This window comes from Bradyrhizobium sp. AZCC 1678 (assembly GCF_036924765.1).
In the GTDB taxonomy this organism is placed as follows: domain Bacteria; phylum Pseudomonadota; class Alphaproteobacteria; order Rhizobiales; family Xanthobacteraceae; genus Bradyrhizobium; species Bradyrhizobium algeriense.
The window spans coordinates 7,600,823-7,621,158 of sequence record NZ_JAZHSE010000001.1 but is presented as its reverse complement, the minus strand read 5'-3'; the positions used below and the strand labels follow the sequence as shown (position 1 = coordinate 7,621,158).

Annotated in this window: 24 protein-coding genes and 1 pseudogene; 22 read left to right on the top strand and 3 right to left on the bottom strand. The window is 64.1% G+C overall.

The genetic code is table 11. The features are described from left to right. Positions 1–55: 55 nt before the first annotated feature. Positions 56–1,210 (top strand): DUF3095 domain-containing protein, encoded by a 1,155-nt coding sequence (locus V1294_RS36375; protein ID WP_334504057.1) that lies wholly within the window; start codon positions 56–58, stop codon positions 1,208–1,210. A 150-nt stretch (positions 1,211–1,360) separates the two neighbouring features. Here the strand turns inward: V1294_RS36375 and V1294_RS36370 are convergent, their stop codons facing one another. The 3 genes from V1294_RS36370 to V1294_RS36360 all read right to left on the bottom strand — a co-directional run bounded on the left by V1294_RS36370 (position 1,361) and on the right by V1294_RS36360 (position 3,891). Further along, the gene (locus tag V1294_RS36370) at positions 1,361–1,804 is read right to left on the bottom strand and encodes a DUF2147 domain-containing protein (protein WP_334504055.1); all 444 of its coding nucleotides are present in this window, start codon (positions 1,802–1,804) and stop codon (positions 1,361–1,363) included. Positions 1,805–1,879: 75 nt separating this feature from the next. Beyond that, entirely contained in the window at positions 1,880–3,265 is a 1,386-nt protein-coding gene (locus V1294_RS36365; protein WP_334504053.1) for an MATE family efflux transporter, read from the bottom strand. A gap of 86 nt (positions 3,266–3,351) precedes the next feature. Next, positions 3,352–3,891: a GNAT family N-acetyltransferase gene (locus tag V1294_RS36360; RefSeq protein ID WP_334504050.1), complete on the bottom strand. Its 540-nt coding sequence runs from the start codon at positions 3,889–3,891 to the stop codon at positions 3,352–3,354. A gap of 180 nt (positions 3,892–4,071) precedes the next feature. Here V1294_RS36360 and V1294_RS36355 point away from each other — a divergent pair, with 180 nt between their 5' ends. The 21 genes and pseudogenes from V1294_RS36355 (at position 4,072) to V1294_RS36255 (ending at position 20,335) form a co-directional block, all read left to right on the top strand. After that, entirely contained in the window at positions 4,072–4,668 is a 597-nt protein-coding gene (locus V1294_RS36355; RefSeq protein WP_334357997.1) for a superoxide dismutase, read from the top strand. A gap of 255 nt (positions 4,669–4,923) precedes the next feature. Further along, a complete protein-coding gene (gene crcB, locus V1294_RS36350) occupies positions 4,924–5,310 on the top strand; it encodes a fluoride efflux transporter CrcB (protein WP_334485572.1) in 387 nt (128 codons plus the stop codon). Positions 5,311–5,413: 103 nt separating this feature from the next. Further along, positions 5,414–6,049, top strand: coding sequence for a permease (locus V1294_RS36345; protein ID WP_417021193.1), 636 nt, complete (start codon positions 5,414–5,416; stop codon positions 6,047–6,049). Continuing rightward, positions 6,046–6,549, top strand: coding sequence for a hypothetical protein (locus V1294_RS36340; RefSeq protein WP_334504048.1), 504 nt, complete (start codon positions 6,046–6,048; stop codon positions 6,547–6,549). Before V1294_RS36345 ends, V1294_RS36340 begins: the two co-directional genes overlap by 4 nt. Positions 6,550–6,606: 57 nt before the next feature. Continuing rightward, positions 6,607–6,813, top strand: a complete 207-nt coding sequence (locus V1294_RS36335) for a GDCCVxC domain-containing (seleno)protein (RefSeq protein WP_334485570.1) — start codon at positions 6,607–6,609, stop codon at positions 6,811–6,813. A gap of 36 nt (positions 6,814–6,849) precedes the next feature. Next, entirely contained in the window at positions 6,850–7,488 is a 639-nt protein-coding gene (locus V1294_RS36330; RefSeq protein WP_334504046.1) for a cation transporter, read from the top strand. Positions 7,489–7,635: 147 nt separating this feature from the next. Then, on the top strand, positions 7,636–7,986 hold the full coding sequence (locus V1294_RS36325) for a hypothetical protein (RefSeq protein ID WP_334504043.1): 351 nt from the start codon (positions 7,636–7,638) through the stop codon (positions 7,984–7,986). A 514-nt stretch (positions 7,987–8,500) separates the two neighbouring features. Beyond that, on the top strand, positions 8,501–8,689 hold the full coding sequence (locus V1294_RS36320) for a hypothetical protein (RefSeq protein ID WP_334504042.1): 189 nt from the start codon (positions 8,501–8,503) through the stop codon (positions 8,687–8,689). Between the two features lie 2 nt (positions 8,690–8,691). Beyond that, entirely contained in the window at positions 8,692–9,447 is a 756-nt protein-coding gene (locus V1294_RS36315; protein WP_334504040.1) for a metal ABC transporter ATP-binding protein, read from the top strand. Further along, positions 9,447–10,316, top strand: a complete 870-nt coding sequence (locus tag V1294_RS36310; protein ID WP_334485562.1) for a metal ABC transporter permease — start codon at positions 9,447–9,449, stop codon at positions 10,314–10,316. The genes V1294_RS36315 and V1294_RS36310 overlap by 1 nt, the downstream gene beginning before the upstream one ends. Before the next feature lie 2 nt (positions 10,317–10,318). After that, a complete protein-coding gene (locus V1294_RS36305; RefSeq protein WP_334504038.1) occupies positions 10,319–11,209 on the top strand; it encodes a metal ABC transporter substrate-binding protein in 891 nt (296 codons plus the stop codon). Between the two features lie 17 nt (positions 11,210–11,226). Beyond that, entirely contained in the window at positions 11,227–12,276 is a 1,050-nt protein-coding gene (locus V1294_RS36300) for a CobW family GTP-binding protein (RefSeq protein ID WP_334504036.1), read from the top strand. Continuing rightward, positions 12,276–13,292: a WD40 repeat domain-containing protein gene (locus tag V1294_RS36295; RefSeq protein ID WP_334504034.1), complete on the top strand. Its 1,017-nt coding sequence runs from the start codon at positions 12,276–12,278 to the stop codon at positions 13,290–13,292. The genes V1294_RS36300 and V1294_RS36295 overlap by 1 nt, the downstream gene beginning before the upstream one ends. A gap of 33 nt (positions 13,293–13,325) precedes the next feature. Continuing rightward, positions 13,326–13,931 (top strand): annotated as a pseudogene (locus V1294_RS36290) (MgtC/SapB family protein); the annotation flags it as partial. Positions 13,932–14,184: 253 nt separating this feature from the next. Further along, positions 14,185–14,481, top strand: coding sequence for a hypothetical protein (locus V1294_RS36285; RefSeq protein WP_334504032.1), 297 nt, complete (start codon positions 14,185–14,187; stop codon positions 14,479–14,481). Between the two features lie 233 nt (positions 14,482–14,714). After that, complete coding sequence (locus V1294_RS36280) at positions 14,715–15,656, top strand: dioxygenase family protein (protein ID WP_334504030.1); 942 nt, start codon at positions 14,715–14,717, stop codon at positions 15,654–15,656. A gap of 88 nt (positions 15,657–15,744) precedes the next feature. Then, positions 15,745–16,989, top strand: coding sequence for an amino acid ABC transporter substrate-binding protein (locus tag V1294_RS36275; RefSeq protein ID WP_334504028.1), 1,245 nt, complete (start codon positions 15,745–15,747; stop codon positions 16,987–16,989). A 56-nt stretch (positions 16,990–17,045) separates the two neighbouring features. Beyond that, positions 17,046–17,912 (top strand): branched-chain amino acid ABC transporter permease, encoded by an 867-nt coding sequence (locus V1294_RS36270; protein WP_334504026.1) that lies wholly within the window; start codon positions 17,046–17,048, stop codon positions 17,910–17,912. Then, complete coding sequence (locus V1294_RS36265; protein WP_334485542.1) at positions 17,909–18,874, top strand: branched-chain amino acid ABC transporter permease; 966 nt, start codon at positions 17,909–17,911, stop codon at positions 18,872–18,874. The genes V1294_RS36270 and V1294_RS36265 overlap by 4 nt, the downstream gene beginning before the upstream one ends. Further along, positions 18,871–19,608, top strand: coding sequence for an ABC transporter ATP-binding protein (locus V1294_RS36260; RefSeq protein WP_334504024.1), 738 nt, complete (start codon positions 18,871–18,873; stop codon positions 19,606–19,608). Before V1294_RS36265 ends, V1294_RS36260 begins: the two co-directional genes overlap by 4 nt. Beyond that, on the top strand, positions 19,598–20,335 hold the full coding sequence (locus tag V1294_RS36255; protein ID WP_334504022.1) for an ABC transporter ATP-binding protein: 738 nt from the start codon (positions 19,598–19,600) through the stop codon (positions 20,333–20,335). The genes V1294_RS36260 and V1294_RS36255 overlap by 11 nt, the downstream gene beginning before the upstream one ends. Position 20,336 lies beyond the last annotated feature (1 nt).

Below are 20,336 nucleotides of genomic sequence, written 5' to 3'. Positions count from 1 at the left end.
TTTCAAAATCGACCGTATCTGCTGGAAAGCTGGAACCCCGGGGGGTCTCACTGCCATGACGACGCCTGACGGCACCGACATTTTCTACGGCGCGATCCCGGTCTTTCGCGGCTTTGGCAGCCTGATGGACCCGGCGATGTATTCGCCGTTGCCTGATGACTGGACCGTCGGCGTCGCCGACATCGTGGAATCGACCAAGGCGATCGCGAACCAGCGCTACAAGGCGGTCAACATGGCTGGCGCCGCCGTCATCGCGGCCGTCACCAACGCGCTTGACGGGCGCGAATTTCCGTTCGTGTTCGGCGGCGATGGCGCCAGCTTTGCGGTGTCGCCCTCAGACCTCGCGCGCGCCCGCGACGCGCTGGCGGCGACGGCGGCATGGGTCAGCCACGATCTCGATCTGGTGATGCGGGTGGCGCTAGTGCCGGTCAAGGACATCCGCGCGCAGGGCCTCGATATCAAGGTCGCCCGCTTCGGCCCGTCGGCCAATCTGTCCTATGCGATGTTTTCCGGCGGCGGGCTTGGCTGGGCAGATGCGGCGATGAAGCGCGGCGAGTTTGCGGTGCCGGCGGCAGCGCCGGGCACGCAGCCCGATCTGTCCGGGCTTTCTTGCCGGTTCGAGGAAATTCCCTCCGCGCGCGGGCTCATTCTGTCCGTGCTGGTGGTGCCGGCCAGGGGCGCCGATCCGCTCGCCTTCCGCAAGGTGATCGAGGACATCATTAGACGGGTCGAACAGTCGCCGGATGCCGGACGGCCGGTGCCGCCGGGCGGGCCGCCGCTGCGCTGGCCGCCGGCCGGCGTCGAGTATGAAGCGCGCGCCGCACGCGGCGGGCCGCTGTTGAAGCGGCGCACCGTCGTGCTGGCGGTGACGCTGTGGGCCTATGTCGTGATGCGCTTCGGCATCAAGGTCGGCAATTTCGTGCCGAAGAATTATGTGCAGCAGGTGGTGGAGAATTCCGACTTCCGCAAATATGACGACGGCCTGCGGATGATCCTCGATTGCACGGAGGAGCTGGAGCGCGCGCTGGCGGAGCTTCTGGCCAAGGCAGCTTCAGAGCGGATCGTGCGCTACGGCCTGCACCGGCAGGACGCGGCGATGATGACCTGCTTCACGCCCTCGGTGATGCGCAGCGATCATGTCCACTTCATCGACGGCGCCCGCGGCGGCTACGCCTCGGCGGCGACGGCGCTCAAGGCGATGGCGGCTTAAGCGAAGATCTGTAGGGTGGGAAAAGCCACCGGGTCGCGCGAATGCGCGCCCGATGACAGGCTCCGCGTGCCCACCATTCAAAGCAACGGTCTGGAGAGATGGTGGGCACGCTGCGCTTTGCCCACCCTACGGAACGGCGATTGATCGAGCCTACCGCCCCACACGCGTCCAGTTTTCGCTGCCGCAGAGTGCGCCGACGCAGCCTTCGACTTTCAGCGTATCCGCCCCCGTCACCGAGACGCTGCTCGCGTAGGTGCCGCCGTCATCGGCGTTGTAGATCTGGCCCGACCATTTGTTGGGCGATACCGACTGCATGCCGCTGAACAGCGGCAGGCCGATCATCGGACGCTTCTTCAGCGCCGGGTTGGGATTCTTGTCATCAACCTGGGGCTTGCCGGTGGCCGGATCGATCGGCTCTTTGAGGCCGACGATCACGCCGCAGATACCGCCACCGCATTTGCTGATTTTTACCCGCGCGTCGCCAGCCTGGGTCTGCCAGACGCCGGTCGGCTCTCCGGCGCCTTGTGCCAAGACCGACGGTGCGGCCAGCAATGCCGCCGAGATCGCGATGATGAAAGCCGTTCTGCAAGCCATGAATCATTCCTTCGAAAAAGCAGGCCTGCATAGCAACAAATCAGATTTGTGCAACGTCGGATTGCGCGAACACGATCATTTGCTCCAGCGGGTGAGGCGGATCGACAACGCCGTACCGAGGCCGTACACGACCATCGCCGCGCCGATCAATGCGAACAGTGTCCATGCCGGCGCGCCCATCGAGGCCAGCCACCAGCCGCCGCCGCCGACGATCAGCAATCGCGTGGTGCCGGCCATCACGGGGCCGCCGACCTTCGCAGCCCCCTGCGACGAGAAATAGAGGCAGGCGCCCATCCCGAAAAAGGCGAACGCCGGGCCGGCCCAGACCAGATAGGAAGAAGCCGCGGCGGTGACGCCGGGATCGCTGGTGAACAGCGAAACCCAGAGCGACGGCATCGCGGCGACGATCAGTCCGATGGCGCCCACGGCGATGCCGGCAGCTATGCCCGCGGTCCACGCCACCTGCCGCGCGCGCGTCACCAGCCCCGCGCCAACAGCCATGCCGACCATCGGCACCGAGGCGACGCCGAAGGCGAACGCGATCGGCGTCAGCAGAAATTCCAGCCGCGAGCCCATGCCATAGCCGGCCAATGTCGCGGTGCCGTAGCCGGCCAGGATTTTGGTGAAGATCAGCACCGTCAGCACGGTCTGCAGCGGCGACAGGCAGGCCACCGCACCGACCCTGAGAATGTCGAAGAACATGTCGCGCTGGAATTTGAAGCCCTTGAAGTTCAGCGCCAGCCGGCTGCGGCCGCTGACGAGATACCAGATCAGAAAGATCGCCCCGAGCGTGAAGGCGGTGAGCTGACCTGCGGCAACGCCAGCCATGCCGAGCCTGGGCAGGCCGAACAGCCCAAGGCCCAGCGCGCCGCCGACCGCGATCTGCACCAGCGCGGTGCCGATCAGCGTCACCGACGGAATCCGCATGTCGCCGGTACCGCGCACCACCGAGGCCAGTGTGTTAACCAGCCAGATCGCCATCGCGCCGGAGAACAGCACGTGCGAATATTGCATGGCCTGTTCGAGCACGCCGCCGCGCCCGCCGAGCAGCGTGTAGAACGCGCGGCCGAAAATCAGCATCGTAACCGTGAAAAAGATTCCGGCGCAGGCGCCGATCATTGCCGCATGCAGCGCCAGATCAGCGGCGCGGTCGCGATTCCCCGCGCCGATCGCCCGGCTGATCGCAGACGATACGCCGCCGCCCATCGCACCCGCCGACATCATCTGCGTCAGCATCACAAAGGGAAACACCAGCGCGATGCCGGCGAGCGGCTCGGTGCCGAGCCGGCCGATATAGGCAGTTTCGGCGACGGCAACCAGCGTCGTGCCCACCATGGCGATCGCATTGGGCAGCGCCAGGTTCAGCAGCGTCGGCAGGATCGGCGAGGTCAGCAGGCCGTTGGCCGGCGCGGGCGGAACTGCGGTGGTAGGACGCATGTCGAGCGGGGCGTCAATGGTCATGCGTCACGATCATCCAAATCGAATAAATTATGGATGACATATTATCCGGCTAGACCAGCGCAAGCCACCCGCGCCCGGTGCAGGGGTCACCACGGCAGGCCGCATAGGTCGATAATTCCGTCGCGCGGCTTTCGGGTAAAATCGAACACGAACGGCGCCATCGCCTCGAAACGCACGCGGCCCTGCGGCTGCTCGGCATAGACCTCGCCCAGGAAGCGATGCCAGCCGCGCGCTTCATAGAACGCTTCATTGTGCGGCTCGCAGAACAGCATCGCAAACCGCACCGCTTCGTGGTCGCGCATGGTCCTGATGGCGGCGTTCAGCGCCAGCGAGGCATAGCCGCGTCCCCGGCAGTCCGGGCGTGTCGAGACGCCGCCAACGCCGCCGATATGGACCTTGCGCCCGTCCCAGGTCGCGTCGCGGAAGAAGATGCCGACATGGCAGGCGAGACCCGGCTGAGCTGCGTCCTCCGGCGCGTCGATCAGCACGCGCAGATCGGCATGGGCCCATTTGACGTGACCCCACGACAGCTTTTCAACCACATGCGCCGGCCACACCGCCTGCATCAGCGGTTCGGCCCGTGGCCATGATGCGTCCCCGTTCAGAACGTCGATCTCGATGCTCATTTCATTACCTCATCGCGCCAAAAACCGTCGGCACCATATCCGTCATACGCTGGACGCGGAGGGGCGTTACCCAGAACCTTGCGCGTTCTTGCCAAATTGCGATGTTTATGCGCATTGGAACCTTCTATAAGAGTTCCCGTTAGACCAGACCAAGTCTCCCATCAGTTCGGACATCACCCCATGACATTCACGCTGCCCAATCTGCCCTATTCCCACGACGCCCTTGCGCCCCACATGTCCAAGGAAACGCTGGAATACCACCACGACAAGCATCACCAGGCTTACGTGACCAACGGAAACAACGCGATCAAGGGGACCGAATTCGAAGGCAAGTCCCTGGAGGAGATCGTCAAGGGTTCGTTCGGCAAGAATCCGGCCGTGTTCAACAATGCCGGCCAGCACTACAACCACCTGCATTTCTGGAACTGGATGAAGCCGAACGGCGGCGGCAGCAAGCTGCCCGGCCGTCTGGAGAAGAAGATCACCGAAGACCTTGGCGGTCTCGACAAGTTCAAGGCCGATTTCGCCGCCGCCGGCGTCGGTCAGTTCGGCTCCGGCTGGTGCTGGCTGTCGGTCAAGAACGGCAAGCTCGAAATCTCCAAGACCGCGAACGGCGAAAGCCCGCTGGTCCATGGCGCCACGCCGATCCTCGGCTGCGACGTCTGGGAGCACTCCTACTACATCGATTATCGCAACCGCCGTCCCGACTATCTGAAGGCGTTCTGCGATCATCTGATCAACTGGGACTATGTCGACGAGCTGTTCGGCAAGGTGTGAGGCCAATCCGTCGGCGCGATGGGTAAGCAACGTGTCGCTGACAAGCGAAGATGAAACGGCCATGTGTCCGCGCCGTTTCACCCTCCCCTGGAGGGGGAGGGTCGGTTCGCATGCAGCGAAGCTGAATGCGGACCGGGGTGGGGTGATCTCTCAACTCGGGCACTGTTCGAGTGGAGAGACCTTCACCCCACCCCGCCGCTCCTTTCAGTCGCGTCGACCCTCCCCCTCCAGGGGAGGGTGAACACCGGGGCAATAGTGGGTAACGCGGCAAGCTATCTACTCGTCTTTCTCGGTGGGGGGCTTGGCGCGAGTCTCCGCCATCTCATCAATCTCACCTGCGCCCGCGCTTTCGGCACCGGCTTTCCTTGGGGCACCTTCATCATCAACATCACGGGCTCGACCGTGATGGGGCTGATCGCGGGCTATCTCGCCTTCAAGGGCGAGGCGTCGCAGCCGTGGCGGCTGTTTTTGATGACCGGCATCCTCGGTGGCTACACCACGTTTTCAGCGTACTCGCTCGATGCGGCGCTGCTCTACGAGCGCGGCGAACTCACATCCGCGGCGCTTTACGTCGTTGGCTCGGTGGTGCTCTCGATTGCCGGGCTGTTTGCCGGCCTTGCGCTGGTCCGCCAGTTCGCCTGAACGAATGGCCCGGGGCGGGCAGGGCTGCGTGACGCCCTCACATGGGCATGCCTGAGATGCGCATGGCTATCGTTGCGTCGCCACCATGGCGGGACTAAGCAGGATGGATTCGTATCACCCGCCGAACCCATCGTCCTTGTCAGAAGATCAGATAAAAGACCCGGCGCCTGCCGATGACGCCGAGCCGAAGCCCCGGCGCGCCCGCAAGCCGGTCGGCTGGTCGATGATCGTGATCGGCGCGCTGGTCGCGGTTTGCGCAGGCCTGGTCTGGCGGCGCGACGGCATCGACGGCGTGCTCAGGATCCTCACGCATGATCTCTGGCTGTTTGGTGAGATCATGCCGCGCGTGCTGGCCGGCTGCCTGCTCGGCGGCTTCATTGCGGAAATTCTGCCGCACGACAAAGTCTCGCGAGCGCTCGGGCCGAACTCGGGCCTGAAGGGCCTTTTGATCGGAACGGCGTTCGGCGCGATCCTGCCGGGCGGTCCCTTCACCGCCTATCCGGTGGCGGCGGCGCTGCTCACGGTCGGCGCCGATTTCGGCGCCACCATCGCCATGGTCGTGAGCTGGACGCTGATCGGCTACGGCCGCGCGGTCGCCTGGGAGCTGCCGATCCTGGGCACGGAGTTCACGCTGTGGCGGATCGTGATCTCGCTGCCGATCCCGGTGCTGGCCGGCGCGCTCGGCCGCTTCGTCTTCGTGCGGATGTACCCGAAGGGCGAGCCGGAGCCGCCGGCATGACCCTCTCCGCGCTGATCATCGACATCACCTTGTGGGGCTCGGTCGCCATCCTCGGCTTCATGGCCTGGCAGCGCGGCCGCGTCGTGCTGGTGTCGTCGGTGCGCGAAGGCAGTATGGATTTCATCAACATCGTGCCGCGCATTGCGCTCGGCGTGATCGGCTCCGGCTACATCGCCGCCGTGATCCCGCCGGAAGTCATCACCGGCTGGCTCGGCCCTGATAGCGGCTGGTTCGGCGTCTTGACCGCGGTCATCGCCGGCGCAGCCACCCCCGGCGGCCCGGTGGTCGGTTTCTCGATCGGCGCGGTGGCGCTGAAGGTCGGCGGCGGCCCGCCGCAGGTGATCGCCTATGTCGTCGCCTGGGCGCTGTTCGCCTTCCAGCGCATGATCCTCTGGGAAATCCCGTTCATGCCGGCCCGGTTCGTCTGGTTTCGCGCGGCGGTGTCGGTGCCGTTTCCGTTCCTGGCTGCCGCGATCGCGATGGTGATCGGGAAGCTGTGAGATCAGGTGCACACGTCCGAGGTTGAATTTGGAGGTGTCCTCATTCAGTTTAGGTCCATGCAGCTTGAATCGACGCTGACCTGTCCCTCGTGCGGGAACGAAGCAACCGAGACGATGCCGACAAACGCCTGCCAGTTTTTCTACGACTGTCGGCGTTGCGGCACCCGGCTCAAGCCCAAGCCGGGCGATTGCTGCGTTTACTGCTCGTACGGAACCATGCGGTGCCCGCCGGTCCAGGACGGCAAGGGAATGTGTTGCACGTGATTGTGTAACGTTGCTGCCTGCGACTATCTTCCGGTCATGGCGGATCACTGCTGCGCACCACCACCGTTGAATCTCGGCCCGCGCCAGGACGTGAGCGCGTTCCGGCGCGTCTTGTGGGCCGTGCTCGGCATCAATGCTGCGATGTTCATGGTCGAGATCGGCGCGGGCCTGGCTGCGGGCTCTGCCTCACTCCAAGCCGACGCGCTCGACTTTCTGGGCGATGCGGCGAACTACGCGATCAGCCTGTTCGTGGTCGGCATGGCCTTGCGCTATCGGGCCAGCGCTGCGCTTGCCAAGGGCGCCACGATGGGCGTCTTCGGGCTGTGGGTTATCGGCGTCACCGGCTGGCATGCCCTGCACGGCACGCTGCCGCAGGCCATCACCATGGGCAGCGTCGGCTTTGCCGCGCTGGTCGCCAACGCGCTGTCCTTTTACCTGTTGTGGCGGCACCGCACGGGTGACGCCAACATGCGGTCGGCCTGGACTTGCACGCGCAATGACGTGTTGGGCAATCTGGCTGTGCTGCTGGCTGCGCTTGGCGTGTTCGGCACCGGCACCGGCTGGCCCGACATTATCGTCGCCGCGATCATGGCCATGCTTGCGCTGCAAGGCGCAGTGACCGTCGTGCGGCACGCTCTGGCCGAATTGAAGCCGCCCGCCGCAGCGACGGCTTAAGCCGCGGCCTCACCTCGGGCCCGCGAATTGCACAACGCTACCTCCCAGCACATGCGGCCATAGCCCCAACCGAACGAGCTGGGCGCTTGATCTATGTCAAAGGGCGCTCCACCGGCAAAAGCACGGTTTAAGCCGCGGGGATTAGCAATGGAGGAGATCATGAAAATGACTTTGAGAACGGTGGCCGTTGCTGCGTCGACGTTCGCATGCGCGGCGTTGTTTTCGCCTGGCTGGTCCGATCAAGGCGGGATATCGCTGTCGATCAATAAAGCCGAGGCGCAGAAGCGGGTCTATATCACGCGTGGTTACGCCGCGAGGGCTGTCTATGTCGAGCCGGGCTCCTGGTACGCCGTGAGGGCCTACTACTTCGGTGGCCCCTGGAGTGGGCGTGGGTACAGCTACACCGGCTGGTCTGACTACGCAGCGCGCAATGGTATTGGATGCACGCCCGGTACTGCGACCAAGGGCGGCGACAGCATCATGTACGTCTGTCAGTAGGGTTTATTTTATACGTGGGGCCAGGTTGCGAGATGGCGACCTGGCCCAACACCTGTGTTGTTCAGCCGGCAAAGCACTGGTGAACGCGGTTATGTCTGCTGCCAGGGTAACACGCACGATTGATCCGTCTCACCGCCTCGTCTCTCGCTGACAACCACGTTATCGCGACGCAGGCCCGGAACATGTTCCGTATCCTCATCGTTAATAATTTATGAGAGCAGTCACCGCCGCATTTGTTGCTGTGTTCGTTTTGTGGGTTGTTGATGTCAATTTCAACGGTGGCCGTTACACCGGCGCTGCCGTACAGATGATCCGGCTGGCGGCCTCATCGATGGGTATTCGAATTTGAGGCTGCCCCGGCCGGCGGCCGTGTTGAAGCGGCGGGTCCGAGAAGCCGCGGCGTACCGGATGCCCCGCCTTCGCGGGGCATGACGGGCCGGGTGTTTTGGGGAGGGCCGGTCTACGGCCGCGCCACCACGTGGACTCCCTTAATGTTATAATGTAACATTTTCCCATGCCTCACGACCATTCCCACGATCCCGGCCATCACCACGGCCACGCCCATTCCCATGGCCCCGCGACGCCGCATCCGGCGCAGCCGGCCCCCTGGTCGATCCTGCGCATGACCGTGACCGCGCGCCTTGCCGCGGCGCTGGCCGTCAGCGCCGGGCTATGGGTCGTCGTGCTGGTGGCGATGAGGTGAGCATGGCGGCGCAGCTCAAATTCCACAACGTTACGCTCGGCTACGACCGGCACCCGGCCGTGCATCACCTCAAGGGTGAGGTCGCGCAAGGCGCGCTGCTGGCGGTGATCGGACCGAACGGCGCCGGCAAGTCGACGCTGTTTCGCGGGCTCGCCGGCATTTTGAAACCGCTCTCGGGATCGATCGATCTCGGCGGCCTCGACATCCGCGACATCGCCTATCTGCCGCAGACCGTCGACATCGACCGGACTTTCCCGATTTCGGTGTTCGATCTGGTCGGCACCGGTCTGTGGCGCTCGACCGGGTTTTTCGGCGGCATGGGCAAATCAGCGCGGGACAAGATCACCAAGGCGCTCGCCGCCGTCGGCCTCAACGGTTTTGAAAACCGCTCGATCGGCACGCTGTCCGGCGGGCAGATGCAGCGCATGCTGTTCGCGCGCGTGCTGCTGCAGGACGCGCGCCTGATCGTGCTCGACGAGCCGTTCAACGCCATCGACGCGAAAACCTCGGCCGACCTGCTGGCGCTGGTGAAGCGCTGGCACGGCGAGGGCCGCACGGTGCTGGCCGCCCTGCACGACATGGAGCTGGTGCGCGACCATTTCCCGGAAACCTTGCTGCTGGCGCGCGGACCGGTAGCCTGGGGCGCGACCACAGAAGTGCTGACCGCCGAAAACCTGATGGTGGCCTTGCGGATGTGCGAGGCGTTCGACGATACCGCCGCCGCCTGCGCGGACGACATGCCATCGCGGGCCGCCTGATGTTGTACGACGCGCTGATCGCGCCCTTCACCGAATTCGAGTTCATGCGCCGCGCGCTCGCCGCCGTAATCGCGCTGGCGCTGGGCGCAGCACCGATTGGCGTATTTTTGATGCTGCGGCGGATGAGCCTCGTCGGCGACGCCATGGCGCATGCGATCCTGCCGGGGGCTGCGATCGGCTTCCTCGTATCGGGCCTCAATTTGTTCGCGATGACGACCGGCGGGCTGATCGCGGGCTTTACGGTCGCGCTGCTCGCGGGTCTGGTCGCGCGCAATACGGAGCTGAAGGAGGACGCTTCGCTTGCGACCTTCTATCTGGTGTCGCTCGCGCTCGGCGTCACCATCGTTTCCGTCAAGGGCACCAATATCGATCTGCTGCACGTGCTGTTCGGCAACATTCTCGCAATGGACGACCAGACGTTGCTCGTCATCGCCTTCAACGCCACCCTCACGCTGCTGGTGATGGCGGTGATCTTCCGGCCGCTGGTGATCGAATGCGTCGATCCGCTGTTCCTGCGCACGGTCTCTCGCGCCGGCGCGCCCGCGCATCTGGCGTTTCTGGCGCTGGTCGTGATCAACCTCGTCAACGGCTTTCATGCGCTCGGCACGCTGCTCGGCGTCGGGTTGATGATCCTGCCCGCCGGCATCGCGCGCTTCTGGTCGCGCGACATTACCGGTATGATCTGCATCGCGGTCGCCAGCGCCACTGTCTCCGGCTATGCCGGGCTGGTGCTGTCGTTCCAGACCCGGATTCCCTCGGGGCCGGCGATCATACTCGTGGCGGCAGGGCTCTATCTGGCGTCGCTGTTGTTCGGCAATGTCAGCGGACTGGTACGGCAATTGTTTCCCGGCCGTCACCTCGAGGCGTGAAGATGCGGCGACTGTGTTGGCTTATCTGTTTGGGATTGATCGCGGTCAGCGGCCCAGTGCAAGCGCAGGACCGGCTCAACGTCGTCGCCAGCTTCTCGATCCTCGGCGATTTCGTCCGCAATGTTGGCGGCGACCGGGTCAACGTCACCACGCTGGTCGGCCCCAACAGCGATGCACATGTCTATGTGCCGACGCCGGCGGATGCAAAGAGGGTGGCGGATGCGAAGCTCGTCTTCGTCAACGGCCTCGGGTTCGAGGGCTGGATGCAGCGGCTGGTGCAATCATCCGGCAGCAAGGCAACGGTTGTTGTTGCAAGCACCAACATTACGCCGCTCAAGCTCGGCTCCAGTACCGACCCGCATGCATGGCAAACAGTCACCAATGCCAAAACATACGTCTACAATATTCGTAATGCGCTCAGCGCAGCAGCTCCCGCAGATGCAGCGCTTTTCGAGGCCAACGCCGAAGCCTATCGGGTGAAGCTCGAAGCCCTTGAGGGCGAGATAAGCCCGTGGGTCGGCTCAATCCCGCCGGAGCATCGCAAGGTGATCTCGACCCATACTGCCTTTGGCTATTTCGCAAAAGCCTACGGTATCGAGTTCATCGCGCCGCGCGGCGTCTCAACCGAGTCCGAGCCGAGTGCCCGGGATATTGCCGGGATCATCACCCAGATCAAAACCAGGAAAATTCCGGCTGTTTTTCTGGAAAATATCAGCGATCCGCGCCTGATCGAGCGGATCTCCGCGGAGACAGGCGCCAGGGTCGGTGGCACCCTTTACTCGGACAGTTTGACTGACGAAAAGGGCGACGCCCCCACTTACATTGATATGGTAAGGCACAATATAAGGGCCCTGAGGAACGGGATTGGGTATAGTCCTGGCCCAATACGCTGAATATCTCCGGAGCCGTTATGTCTGAACCTTCGTCCCAGAAAATTCCAGTGACCGTGCTGACGGGCTATCTCGGCGCCGGCAAGACCACGCTTTTGAACCGCATCCTGTCGGAAAACCACGGCAAGAAATACGCCGTCATCGTCAACGAATTCGGCGAGATCGGCATCGACAACGACCTCATCATCGGTGCGGACGAGGAAGTGTTCGAGATGAACAATGGCTGCGTCTGCTGCACGGTGCGCGGCGACCTTGTCCGCATCATGGACGGCCTGATGAAGCGCAAGGGCAAGTTCGACGCCATCATCGTCGAGACGACTGGGTTGGCGGACCCGGCCCCGGTGGCGCAGACTTTTTTCGTGGACGAGGACGTGCAGAAGAACGCCCGCCTCGATGCGGTGGTGACGGTGGCTGATGCAAAGTGGCTGAGCGACCGTCTGAAGGATGCGCCGGAAGCCAAGAACCAGATCGCATTCGCCGACGTGATCGTGCTGAACAAGACGGACCTCGTCTCCAAGCCGGAGCTTGCCGAGGTCGAGGCCCGCATCCGCGGCATCAACCCTTACGCAAAGCTGCACCGCACCGAGCGCTGCAAGGTGGCGCTGTCGGATGTGCTGGAACGCGGCGCGTTCGACCTGGATCGCATCCTGGAGATCGAGCCGGAATTCCTCGACGCCGGCAATGGCTATGATCATCACCACGACCACGATCATCATCATGGGCACGACCACCATGACCACAGCCATGGCGGGTTGAAGCATTACCACGACGAGGACATGCAATCGCTGTCGCTGCGGTCGGACAAGCCGCTCGACCCGACCCTGTTCATGCCGTGGCTGCAGAACCTCGTCGCCACCGAGGGCCAGAAGATCCTGCGCTCGAAAGGCATCCTCGCCTTCACCGACGACGATGACCGCTACGTCTTCCAGGGCGTCCACATGATGCTGGAGGGCGATCACCAGCGGAAGTGGAAGGACGGCGAGGCGCGCGAAAGCCGCGTCGTCTTCATCGGCCGCGAATTGCCGGAGCAGATGATCCGCGACGGCTTTGAAAGCTGTATCGTCACGTGATGAAAGAGTTCGATCCGGGCGAAGCGCCCTCCATCGCTTCCATCACCGACCAGGTGCGGGCGTTGCCTGTCGGCATGCCCATCAGCTCGATCTATTTCCTCGGCGATACCGCGGTGTTTGTCGGTGCCGAGGAGCACGCGGCGATGGTGGACCAGGCGGGCGAAGTCTCGAAAGTCGCCATCCATGGCGGTGCCATCCTATGTGCGGCCTCTGACGGCAAGCGCATCGTCACTGGCGGCGATGACGGCAAGGTCGTTGCATTGAACGCAAAAGGCGAGACGTCGGTGCTGGCAACCGACGCAAAACGGCGCTGGATCGATAACGTCGCGCTGCATCCCGATGGCGCGGTGGCCTGGTCGGCCGGCAAGACCGCGTTCGTCCGCAGCGGCAAGGGCGAGGAAAAAAGTTTCGATGCGCCCTCGACCGTCGGCGGGCTTGCTTTCGCGCCCAAGGGATTGCGCGTGGCGGTCGCCCACTACAACGGCGTGACGCTGTGGTTTCCCAACATGGCGGCGAAGCCGGAATTTCTGGAATGGGCCGGCTCGCATCTCGCCGTCACCTTCAGCCCGGACAACAAATTCCTCGTCACCGCGATGCACGAGCCGGCGCTGCACGGCTGGCGGCTTGCCGATAACAGGCACATGCGGATGAGCGGCTATCCCGGCCGCGTCCGCTCGATGTCGTGGAGCACGGGCGGCAAGGGGCTCGCCACCTCGGGCGCCGACACCGTGATCATCTGGCCGTTCGCCAGCAAGGACGGCCCGATGGGCAAGGAGCCTGCGATGTTGGCACCGCTGCAGGCGCGCGTCTCCATGGTCGCCTGTCATCCGAAGCAGGACATCATGGCCGCAGGCTATGGCGACGGTACCGTGCTGATCGTGCGGCTCGAGGACGGCGCGGAAATCCTGGTGCGCCGCAATGGCAGCGAGCCGGTCTCGGCGCTGGCCTGGAACGCCAAGGGCACGCTGCTGGCCTTCGGCACCGAGGATGGCGACGCCGGGATGCTTGAGTTTTAGTCGATCCGTCGTATTCAGCCGCTATGTGGGGCCATGCGGTTTCTAACGACCTTCCAGATTCACGATTTTCTCGACACGCTGGTCAGTTTGACCGCGGCGTTCGTGCTCGGCACCTTGATCGGTGCGGAGCGGCAATATCGGCAGCGCACCGCGGGCCTGCGCACCAATGTGTTGGTCGCCGTTGGCGCAGCGGCCTTCGTCGATCTTGCCATGCACCTGACCGCTGCCGAGGGTGCGGTGCGCGTGATTGCCTACGTCGTGTCGGGGATCGGCTTCCTCGGCGCCGGTGTCATCATGAAGCAGGGCATGGACGTGCGCGGCCTCAACACCGCGGCGACGCTGTGGGCATCGGCCGCGGTCGGATCCTGCGCCGGCGCCGACATGGTCGCCCAGGCGGCGGCGCTGACGGTCTTCGTGATCGCCGGCAATACGTTGCTGCGTCCCCTCGTGAACGCGATCAATCGAATTCCGCTCAACGAGCAGTCGTCGGAAGCAACCTATTATTTCAAGCTCGCGGTCACCCCTGAAGCGCTGCCCGATATGCGCGATCGCCTGGTGGAGAGGCTGGAAGCCGCCAACTATCCGGTGGCCGATGTCAATGTGGTCGAACTCGGCGACGATCTCCTGGAGATCGTGGCACACTGGTCAGCACCCGGGAAGTGAGCACGACGGATTAGTTCCGCCATGCATGAGCCGGCACCGTGCTGATCGTGCGGCTCGAGGACGGCGCGGAAATCCCGGTGCGATGCCGGAATCCTCGAATTTTAGGTGTTTCGAGCGGGCGCTGGTTCCCCGCGGAACCATGCGCCCCGCTGGCCGTTGAAGCTTACGAACAAATTCGTGGGGTTGAACGATGCCTGCCGATGACCGCCAACGCGAATACCGACGGGAAATGTTGCTCGCGTCCCTGCTGATCGCGGCGGGACTGGCCGCCTCAGCGCTTGCACTGACCGCGCTCACCTCGCGCGATGCCCAGAAAATCGCGCAGGCGACGCCGCCTACGCAATCGACGCCGGGCGCGGAAACGAAGCCGCCTGCGCCGCCCGAGCCGGGCACGACCGGCCAAAGGCCGTCAGGCGTGCCGCCGCAACCGGCCCGGCCCGACCCGGATGCGCAGAAGCAGGGCGCTCAGCCCGCGCTGCCGCCGGCGCCGGCGGAGAAGGTTGCGCCGCCGATCCGGGAGAAATGATCCCACTTGCGCGGTCCTGATTGTGCAATCGCAAAATCGTGGGCCGCCGAAATCTGCGGTGCGCTCTGACGCATCATTGTGCAGCCAAGCGCCCCCATCGCCTCGTATCAATTCGTAGGAGGGGGCGCAGGCGCCACCTCCGAACGCCTTGTGTTGATCCCCAACAAGCGGTTAGGCTTGCTGCAATAATGGCCGGCGGGTCGAATAAGCGCCGGCAGCTCAGGGAGTGACGCATGCGTGAGTTAACGCCTGAAACGATCACGGACGCCGTGCTCGATCAGATGGCGACAACGCCGGACCCGCGCCTGAAGACGATCATGGCGTCGGCGGTCAAGCACCTCCATGCCTTCGCCCGCGAGGTCAATCTGACGCCGGCGGAATGGATCAAGGGCATCGAATTCCTGACCGCCGCCGGCAAGATGTGCTCGCCGGAACGGCAGGAATTCATCCTGCTGTCCGACACGCTCGGCCTTTCCGCGCTCGTTAACGGCCTGCACGATGCCACCGCGCTGGAGGAAGCCACCCATACCAGCCTGCTCGGCCCATTTTACCGCGAGGCCACGCCGACGCTCGCCGCCGGCAGCTCGATCGCCAAAAATCCGAAGCCGGGCAGCGAATGCGTGCTTTACGGCCGCGTCACCGATGCCGCCGGCAAGCCGGTCGCCAACGCCACCGTCTCGATCTGGCAAACCGGCGCCGACGGCCTCTATGACATTCAGGCCAGCGCGACGTCGGTCGATTATCGCGGCGTGTTCGCAACCGATTCCGATGGGCTCTATGTGCTGCGCACCGTGAAACCACTCGGATATTCGATCCCGATGGATGGGCCGGTCGGCACCATGGTGAAGGCGCAGGCACGGCATGGCATGCGGCCGGCGCATATTCACTTCCTGGTCGGCGCGCCCGGGTATCGTGAACTCGTCACCGCGCTCTATCTGCGCGACGATCCGCATCTCGCCGACGATGTCGTATTCGGCTCGTCGGGCGATCTCGCCGTCGACGTGGCGGCAAACGATCCGGACTGCCCGATCAAGGGGATGCCGAGCATCCGCTTCGACATGCGGGTTTCGCGCGAAAGCGAGGCCGACAAGACCAGCGGGCGCGTCGGCGCCGATCCGTCGGCGATCATGAAAAAATCCACCAAAAATGAACCCGCGCCGGTGGGAGCCAAATAGCCTCGGTCTGACCTAACATTCGCAGCGACCGGACGGAGATCCGGCGGAGCCGTAATGACTGACAACAACGACAAATGAGGGGGATTCAATGAAGCGCAGGACGTTCCTTGGCGGCGCGATGGCCGTCGCGGTGGTTGGGCAGGGCTCGCGCGCGCTGGCGCAGCAGCCACCGATCAAGATCGGCATGTCGATGCCGCAAACCGGCGGTCTCGCCGGCGGCGGCAAGGCTTCGCTGCTCGGCATCGAAATCTGGCGCGACGATATCAATGCCAAGGGCGGCCTGCTCGGCCGCAAGGTCGAACTGGTCGTCTATGACGACAAGTCGAGCGCATCAGAGACGCCGGCGATCTACGCCAAGCTGGTCGATATCGACAAGGTCGATCTGCTGTTCGCGCCTTATGCGACCGTGCCGACCGCGCCGATCATGCCGTTCGTCAAGCAGCGCGGCCTGCTGCTGATGGGTAATTTCTCGTTCCAGGTGAACAGCAAGGTCGGCCACGACATGTGGTTCAACAATGCGCCCTGGGGCCCGGCCGACAGCTGGGCGGCCTCGTTCCTCGATCTGGCGCAGAAGGCCGGCGGCAAGAGCATGGCGCTGCTCACAGCGGATCAGGAATTCGCACAGAACCTCGCGCTGACCGCACGCGACGTCGCCAAGAAGCGCAACATCCCGGTTGTCTTCGACCAGAGCTATCCGCCGAACACGGTGGAATTCGCTTCCATCATCCGCGCGCTCAAGGCCGCCAAGCCCGACATCGTCTATGTCGCGTCATATCCGCCCGACTCGGCCGGCATCCTGCGCGCCGTGAACGAGATCGGGATCGGCGACGACGTCAAGATTTTCGGCGGCGGCATGGTCGGCCTGCAGTTCGCGGCGGTGATGTCCAATCTCGGTTCGTTGCTCAACGGTGTCGTCAACTACAACACCTGGCTGCCGGAACCGAGCATGTATTTCGACGGCACCAAGGACTTTTTCGAGAAATACACCAAGCGCGCGGTCGAGGCCAAGGTCGATCCGCTCGGCTATTACCTGGCCCCGTTCGGCTATGCGATGGGCCAGATGATCGACGCGGCGGTCGATTCAACCAAGTCGCTCGACCAGAAGGGCATCGCCAAATATCTGCGCGAGAACGAGCACAAGACCATCGTCGGGCCGATCGCGTTTTCTGCCGATGGCGAGCGCAAGGAAACCGCGACGCTGCAGGCGCAGTTCCGCGGCGTGAAGGACAAGGATATCGAACAGTTCCGGTCCTCCGGCAAGCAGGTGATCCTGTTCCCGGATAAACTGAAGACCGGAAATCTCATCAGTCCCTTCGAGGCGGCCCGCAAATAGGCTCGCGGCCTTTTTTCCGGTCCAGAACGGGCCAAGGGGGATCTGAATTGTTTTCGATGGACCTGCTGCTAGGTGCTGTCGTGCTTGGGGCGCTGCTCGGCTGCTTCTATGCAGCCGTCAGCGTCGGGCTGTCCGTCTCGTTCGGACTGCTCGACGTTCCCCATGTCGCGCATCCGGCATTCCTGGTGCTCGCCTCCTACGGCGTGTACCAGCTCAACGAAAGCTACGACATCGATCCGTTGCTGGCGGGGCTCGCCATCACGCCGCTGTTTTTCCTGTTCGGCCTGCTCGCCTACCGCGTTTATTACGAGACCTTCGAGCGGCGCGGCAGCGACGCCGGCGTGCGCGGCATCGCGTTTTTCTTCGGCATCGCCTTCATCATCGAGGTGCTGATCATCCTGCAGTTCGGCGTCGACCAGCGCTCGGTCTCGGCGACCTATATCGGCAAGTCCTGGCGGTTCGGCGAGTTTCGGATACCGATCCGGCAACTCGTCGCGTTCGCGGTCGCTCTGGCGCTGACGGTGCTGCTGGCGGTGTATCTGTCGAAAACCTTCATGGGCCGCGCGATCCGTGCCGTCGCGCAGGACGAGGAGGCGCTGCGGCTGATGGGCGCCAATCCGGTCCGTATCAAGCAATTTGCCTTCGGCATCGCAACCGCCGTGCTCGGGATCGCCGGCGCGCTCCTGATCATCGTGGCGCCGGTCGAGCCGACGCTCGACCGCGCCTATATCGGGCGGACCTTCTGCGTCGTGGTCATGGCCGGGCTCGGCAGCATCAGCGGCACGCTGATCGCCGCCATCATCCTCGGCGTCGCCGAATCGATCGTGCTGACGATGTTCGGCGCTTCCTGGGCGCCGGCGATCTCGTTCGCGATGCTGCTCGGCGTGCTCGCCGTCCGGCCGCAAGGTCTGCTCGGCCGATGACGAAGCACCGCAACACCATCGTATTCTGCGCCGGCGTGGCCGTCTTCCTCGTCGCCGTGCTTTCGATGACCCAGATCGTCCGCAACGAATATCCGTTTTTTGCCGGCTACGTCATCCTGCAGTTCATCGCGCTCGCGGTCGCCTGGAGCATCCTCGGCGGCTATGCCGGCTACGTCAATTTCGGCACCAACGCCTTTTTCGGCGTCGGCGTCTACACGGCGGTCGCCTTGTTCAAGGCGACGGGCGCGCCGCTGGTGGTGCAGATCGGCGCTGCCGCTGTTATCGGCATGCTGCTTGGCTTTGGGGTCGGTCTCCTGACCCTGCGGATGCGGGGAATCTTTTTCTCGATCGCGACCATTGCGCTGGCGATCATCATCGAAACCTTCGTGATGAACTGGCGGTTCGTCGGCGGTGCGGCCGGCATCCAGTTGCAGCGACCGCCGGTGATGGCGCCGTTCGACAGTTATGTGAAGATGCTGTTTTTCGTGCAGGCGCTCTTGGTCGTCATTGCCGTTTCGATCGCGCGCTACATCCAGAACTCCCGGATCGGCCGCGGCCTGCAGGCGCTGAGGGACGACGAACTCGCCGCCGAATGCACGGGTGTGCCGACCCTGAAGCTGAAACTGGTCGCCTGCATGATATCGGGCGCGCTGATTTCCGCGGCCGGGGCGCCCGCCGCGATGTACCTGCAATATGCCGATCCCTCATCGGCGTTCAATCTGAGCTACTCCGTTTCGGCGCTGGCGATGGCGCTGATCGGCGGAACCGCCCACTGGATCGGCCCGGTGCTCGGCGCCATCCTGCTCGGCTCGACGCAGCAGCTTCTCGCCGTGACCATCTCCTCGGAAGTCAACGTGCTCGTGCTCGGCATCATGCTGGTGCTGTTTGTGGTCGGCGCGCCCAAGGGCATCATCGGGCTGCTGCGGCCGCGCTATCGCCTGCGCGCGGGGGGCAAGCCATGACGGTAACCGCCGCGCCGGACGCGCCCCTGCTACAAGTCGGAACCCTTACCAAGACCTTCGGCGGCTTCACCGCGCTCGACAATATCAGTGTCGATATCAGGAAGGGCGAACGGTTCGGCCTGATCGGGCCGAACGGCTCCGGCAAGACCACGCTGATCAACTGCATTTCGGGCGCGCTGCGTCCGCAGACCGGCAGCGTGGTGTTCTGCGGCGAGGACATCACCCAATTGCCGCCGCACTTACGCGCGCGCCGCGGCATCGCCCGCAGCTTCCAGATTCCGCGGCCGTTCAAGAGCATGACGGTGCTCGAAAACCTCATGGTCGGGCTCGATTTTGCTACCGTCGGTTCGAGCCTGCCGGAGGAAGACATAGCCATGTCGATCCTGACGCGGATGGGCCTTGCCGCCAAGGCCGGCGCGCCGACCGATACGCTGAGCCAGGTGGAATTACGCAAGATGGAGCTCGCGCGCGCGATGGCGGTGCGGCCAAAACTTTTGATTTCGGACGAGGCGATGGCGGGGCTGTCCTCTTCCGAGGTCGACGAGGTGCTGGATCTCCTGATCAGCCTCGGCGAGGAGGACATCACCATCATCATGATCGAGCACATCATGCAGGCGGTGATGCGCTTCTCGGAGCGGGTGATGTGCCTCGATGCCGGAAAGATCATCGCGATCGGCGCGCCGGCCGAAGTGATGGCCAACAAGCGGGTGCAGGAGGCCTATCTTGGCACTTAGCCTTGCCATCGAGGGCCTCGATGCCGGCTACGGCGCCGTCAAGGCGCTGCGCGGCGTCACGCTTCATGTCGAGGCCGGCGAGACCGTCGCCTTGCTCGGCACCAACGGCAACGGCAAGAGCACGCTGATGAAGTGCATCATGGGCCTGGTCCGCCCGGACCACGGCCGGCTGTCACTTTCGATCGACGGCGCGGCGCACGATCTGACCAAACTCTCGCCCGAGGCGATCGTCGATCTCGGCGTGGCGCTGGTGCCGGAGGGACGGCGGCTGTTTCCCAAGCTGACGGTGACGGAAAACCTGATGCTGGGCGCTTTCCGCAAATTGGCCCGCGGCGCCATCCGGCAAAATCTAGCGCTGGCATTCGAGACTTTTCCGGCCCTGAAGGAGCGCCGCAGCCAGCTCGCCGGCACCATGTCCGGCGGACAGCAGCAGATGCTCGCGATTGCGCGCGCGCTGATGTCCTCGCCGCGCCTGCTGCTGATCGACGAGCCCTCGGTCGGGCTGTCGCCGCTATTGGTGTCGCAGACGATTACCAAGATCGGCGAGCTCAAGCAGCGCGTCGGACTTACGGTGCTGATGGCGGAGCAGAATTTCAACCAGGCGATCCGGATCGCCGACCGCGGCTACATCATCGTCCATGGCGAGATCGCGGTGGCGGCGCAGTCGGTCGACGAGCTGAAGGCCAATGACATCGTCAAGCGGCTCTATCTCGGCGGCGTCGTCTGAC

Excerpts from the sequence above, each read along its gene's own strand:
- V1294_RS36375 (WP_334504057.1), top strand. The coding sequence starts at position 56 with ATGACGACGCCTGACGGCACCGACATTTTCTACGGCGCGATCCCGGTC.
- V1294_RS36370 (WP_334504055.1), bottom strand. The coding sequence starts at position 1,804 with ATGGCTTGCAGAACGGCTTTCATCATCGCGATCTCGGCGGCATTGCTG.
- V1294_RS36365 (WP_334504053.1), bottom strand. The coding sequence starts at position 3,265 with ATGACCATTGACGCCCCGCTCGACATGCGTCCTACCACCGCAGTTCCG.
- V1294_RS36360 (WP_334504050.1), bottom strand. The coding sequence starts at position 3,891 with ATGAGCATCGAGATCGACGTTCTGAACGGGGACGCATCATGGCCACGG.
- V1294_RS36355 (WP_334357997.1), top strand. The coding sequence starts at position 4,072 with ATGACATTCACGCTGCCCAATCTGCCCTATTCCCACGACGCCCTTGCG.
- V1294_RS36345 (WP_417021193.1), top strand. The coding sequence starts at position 5,414 with ATGGATTCGTATCACCCGCCGAACCCATCGTCCTTGTCAGAAGATCAG.
- V1294_RS36340 (WP_334504048.1), top strand. The coding sequence starts at position 6,046 with ATGACCCTCTCCGCGCTGATCATCGACATCACCTTGTGGGGCTCGGTC.
- V1294_RS36335 (WP_334485570.1), top strand. The coding sequence starts at position 6,607 with ATGCAGCTTGAATCGACGCTGACCTGTCCCTCGTGCGGGAACGAAGCA.
- V1294_RS36330 (WP_334504046.1), top strand. The coding sequence starts at position 6,850 with ATGGCGGATCACTGCTGCGCACCACCACCGTTGAATCTCGGCCCGCGC.
- V1294_RS36325 (WP_334504043.1), top strand. The coding sequence starts at position 7,636 with ATGGAGGAGATCATGAAAATGACTTTGAGAACGGTGGCCGTTGCTGCG.
- V1294_RS36320 (WP_334504042.1), top strand. The coding sequence starts at position 8,501 with ATGCCTCACGACCATTCCCACGATCCCGGCCATCACCACGGCCACGCC.
- V1294_RS36315 (WP_334504040.1), top strand. The coding sequence starts at position 8,692 with ATGGCGGCGCAGCTCAAATTCCACAACGTTACGCTCGGCTACGACCGG.
- V1294_RS36310 (WP_334485562.1), top strand. The coding sequence starts at position 9,447 with ATGTTGTACGACGCGCTGATCGCGCCCTTCACCGAATTCGAGTTCATG.
- V1294_RS36305 (WP_334504038.1), top strand. The coding sequence starts at position 10,319 with ATGCGGCGACTGTGTTGGCTTATCTGTTTGGGATTGATCGCGGTCAGC.
- V1294_RS36300 (WP_334504036.1), top strand. The coding sequence starts at position 11,227 with ATGTCTGAACCTTCGTCCCAGAAAATTCCAGTGACCGTGCTGACGGGC.
- V1294_RS36295 (WP_334504034.1), top strand. The coding sequence starts at position 12,276 with ATGAAAGAGTTCGATCCGGGCGAAGCGCCCTCCATCGCTTCCATCACC.
- V1294_RS36285 (WP_334504032.1), top strand. The coding sequence starts at position 14,185 with ATGTTGCTCGCGTCCCTGCTGATCGCGGCGGGACTGGCCGCCTCAGCG.
- V1294_RS36280 (WP_334504030.1), top strand. The coding sequence starts at position 14,715 with ATGCGTGAGTTAACGCCTGAAACGATCACGGACGCCGTGCTCGATCAG.
- V1294_RS36275 (WP_334504028.1), top strand. The coding sequence starts at position 15,745 with ATGAAGCGCAGGACGTTCCTTGGCGGCGCGATGGCCGTCGCGGTGGTT.
- V1294_RS36270 (WP_334504026.1), top strand. The coding sequence starts at position 17,046 with ATGGACCTGCTGCTAGGTGCTGTCGTGCTTGGGGCGCTGCTCGGCTGC.
- V1294_RS36265 (WP_334485542.1), top strand. The coding sequence starts at position 17,909 with ATGACGAAGCACCGCAACACCATCGTATTCTGCGCCGGCGTGGCCGTC.
- V1294_RS36260 (WP_334504024.1), top strand. The coding sequence starts at position 18,871 with ATGACGGTAACCGCCGCGCCGGACGCGCCCCTGCTACAAGTCGGAACC.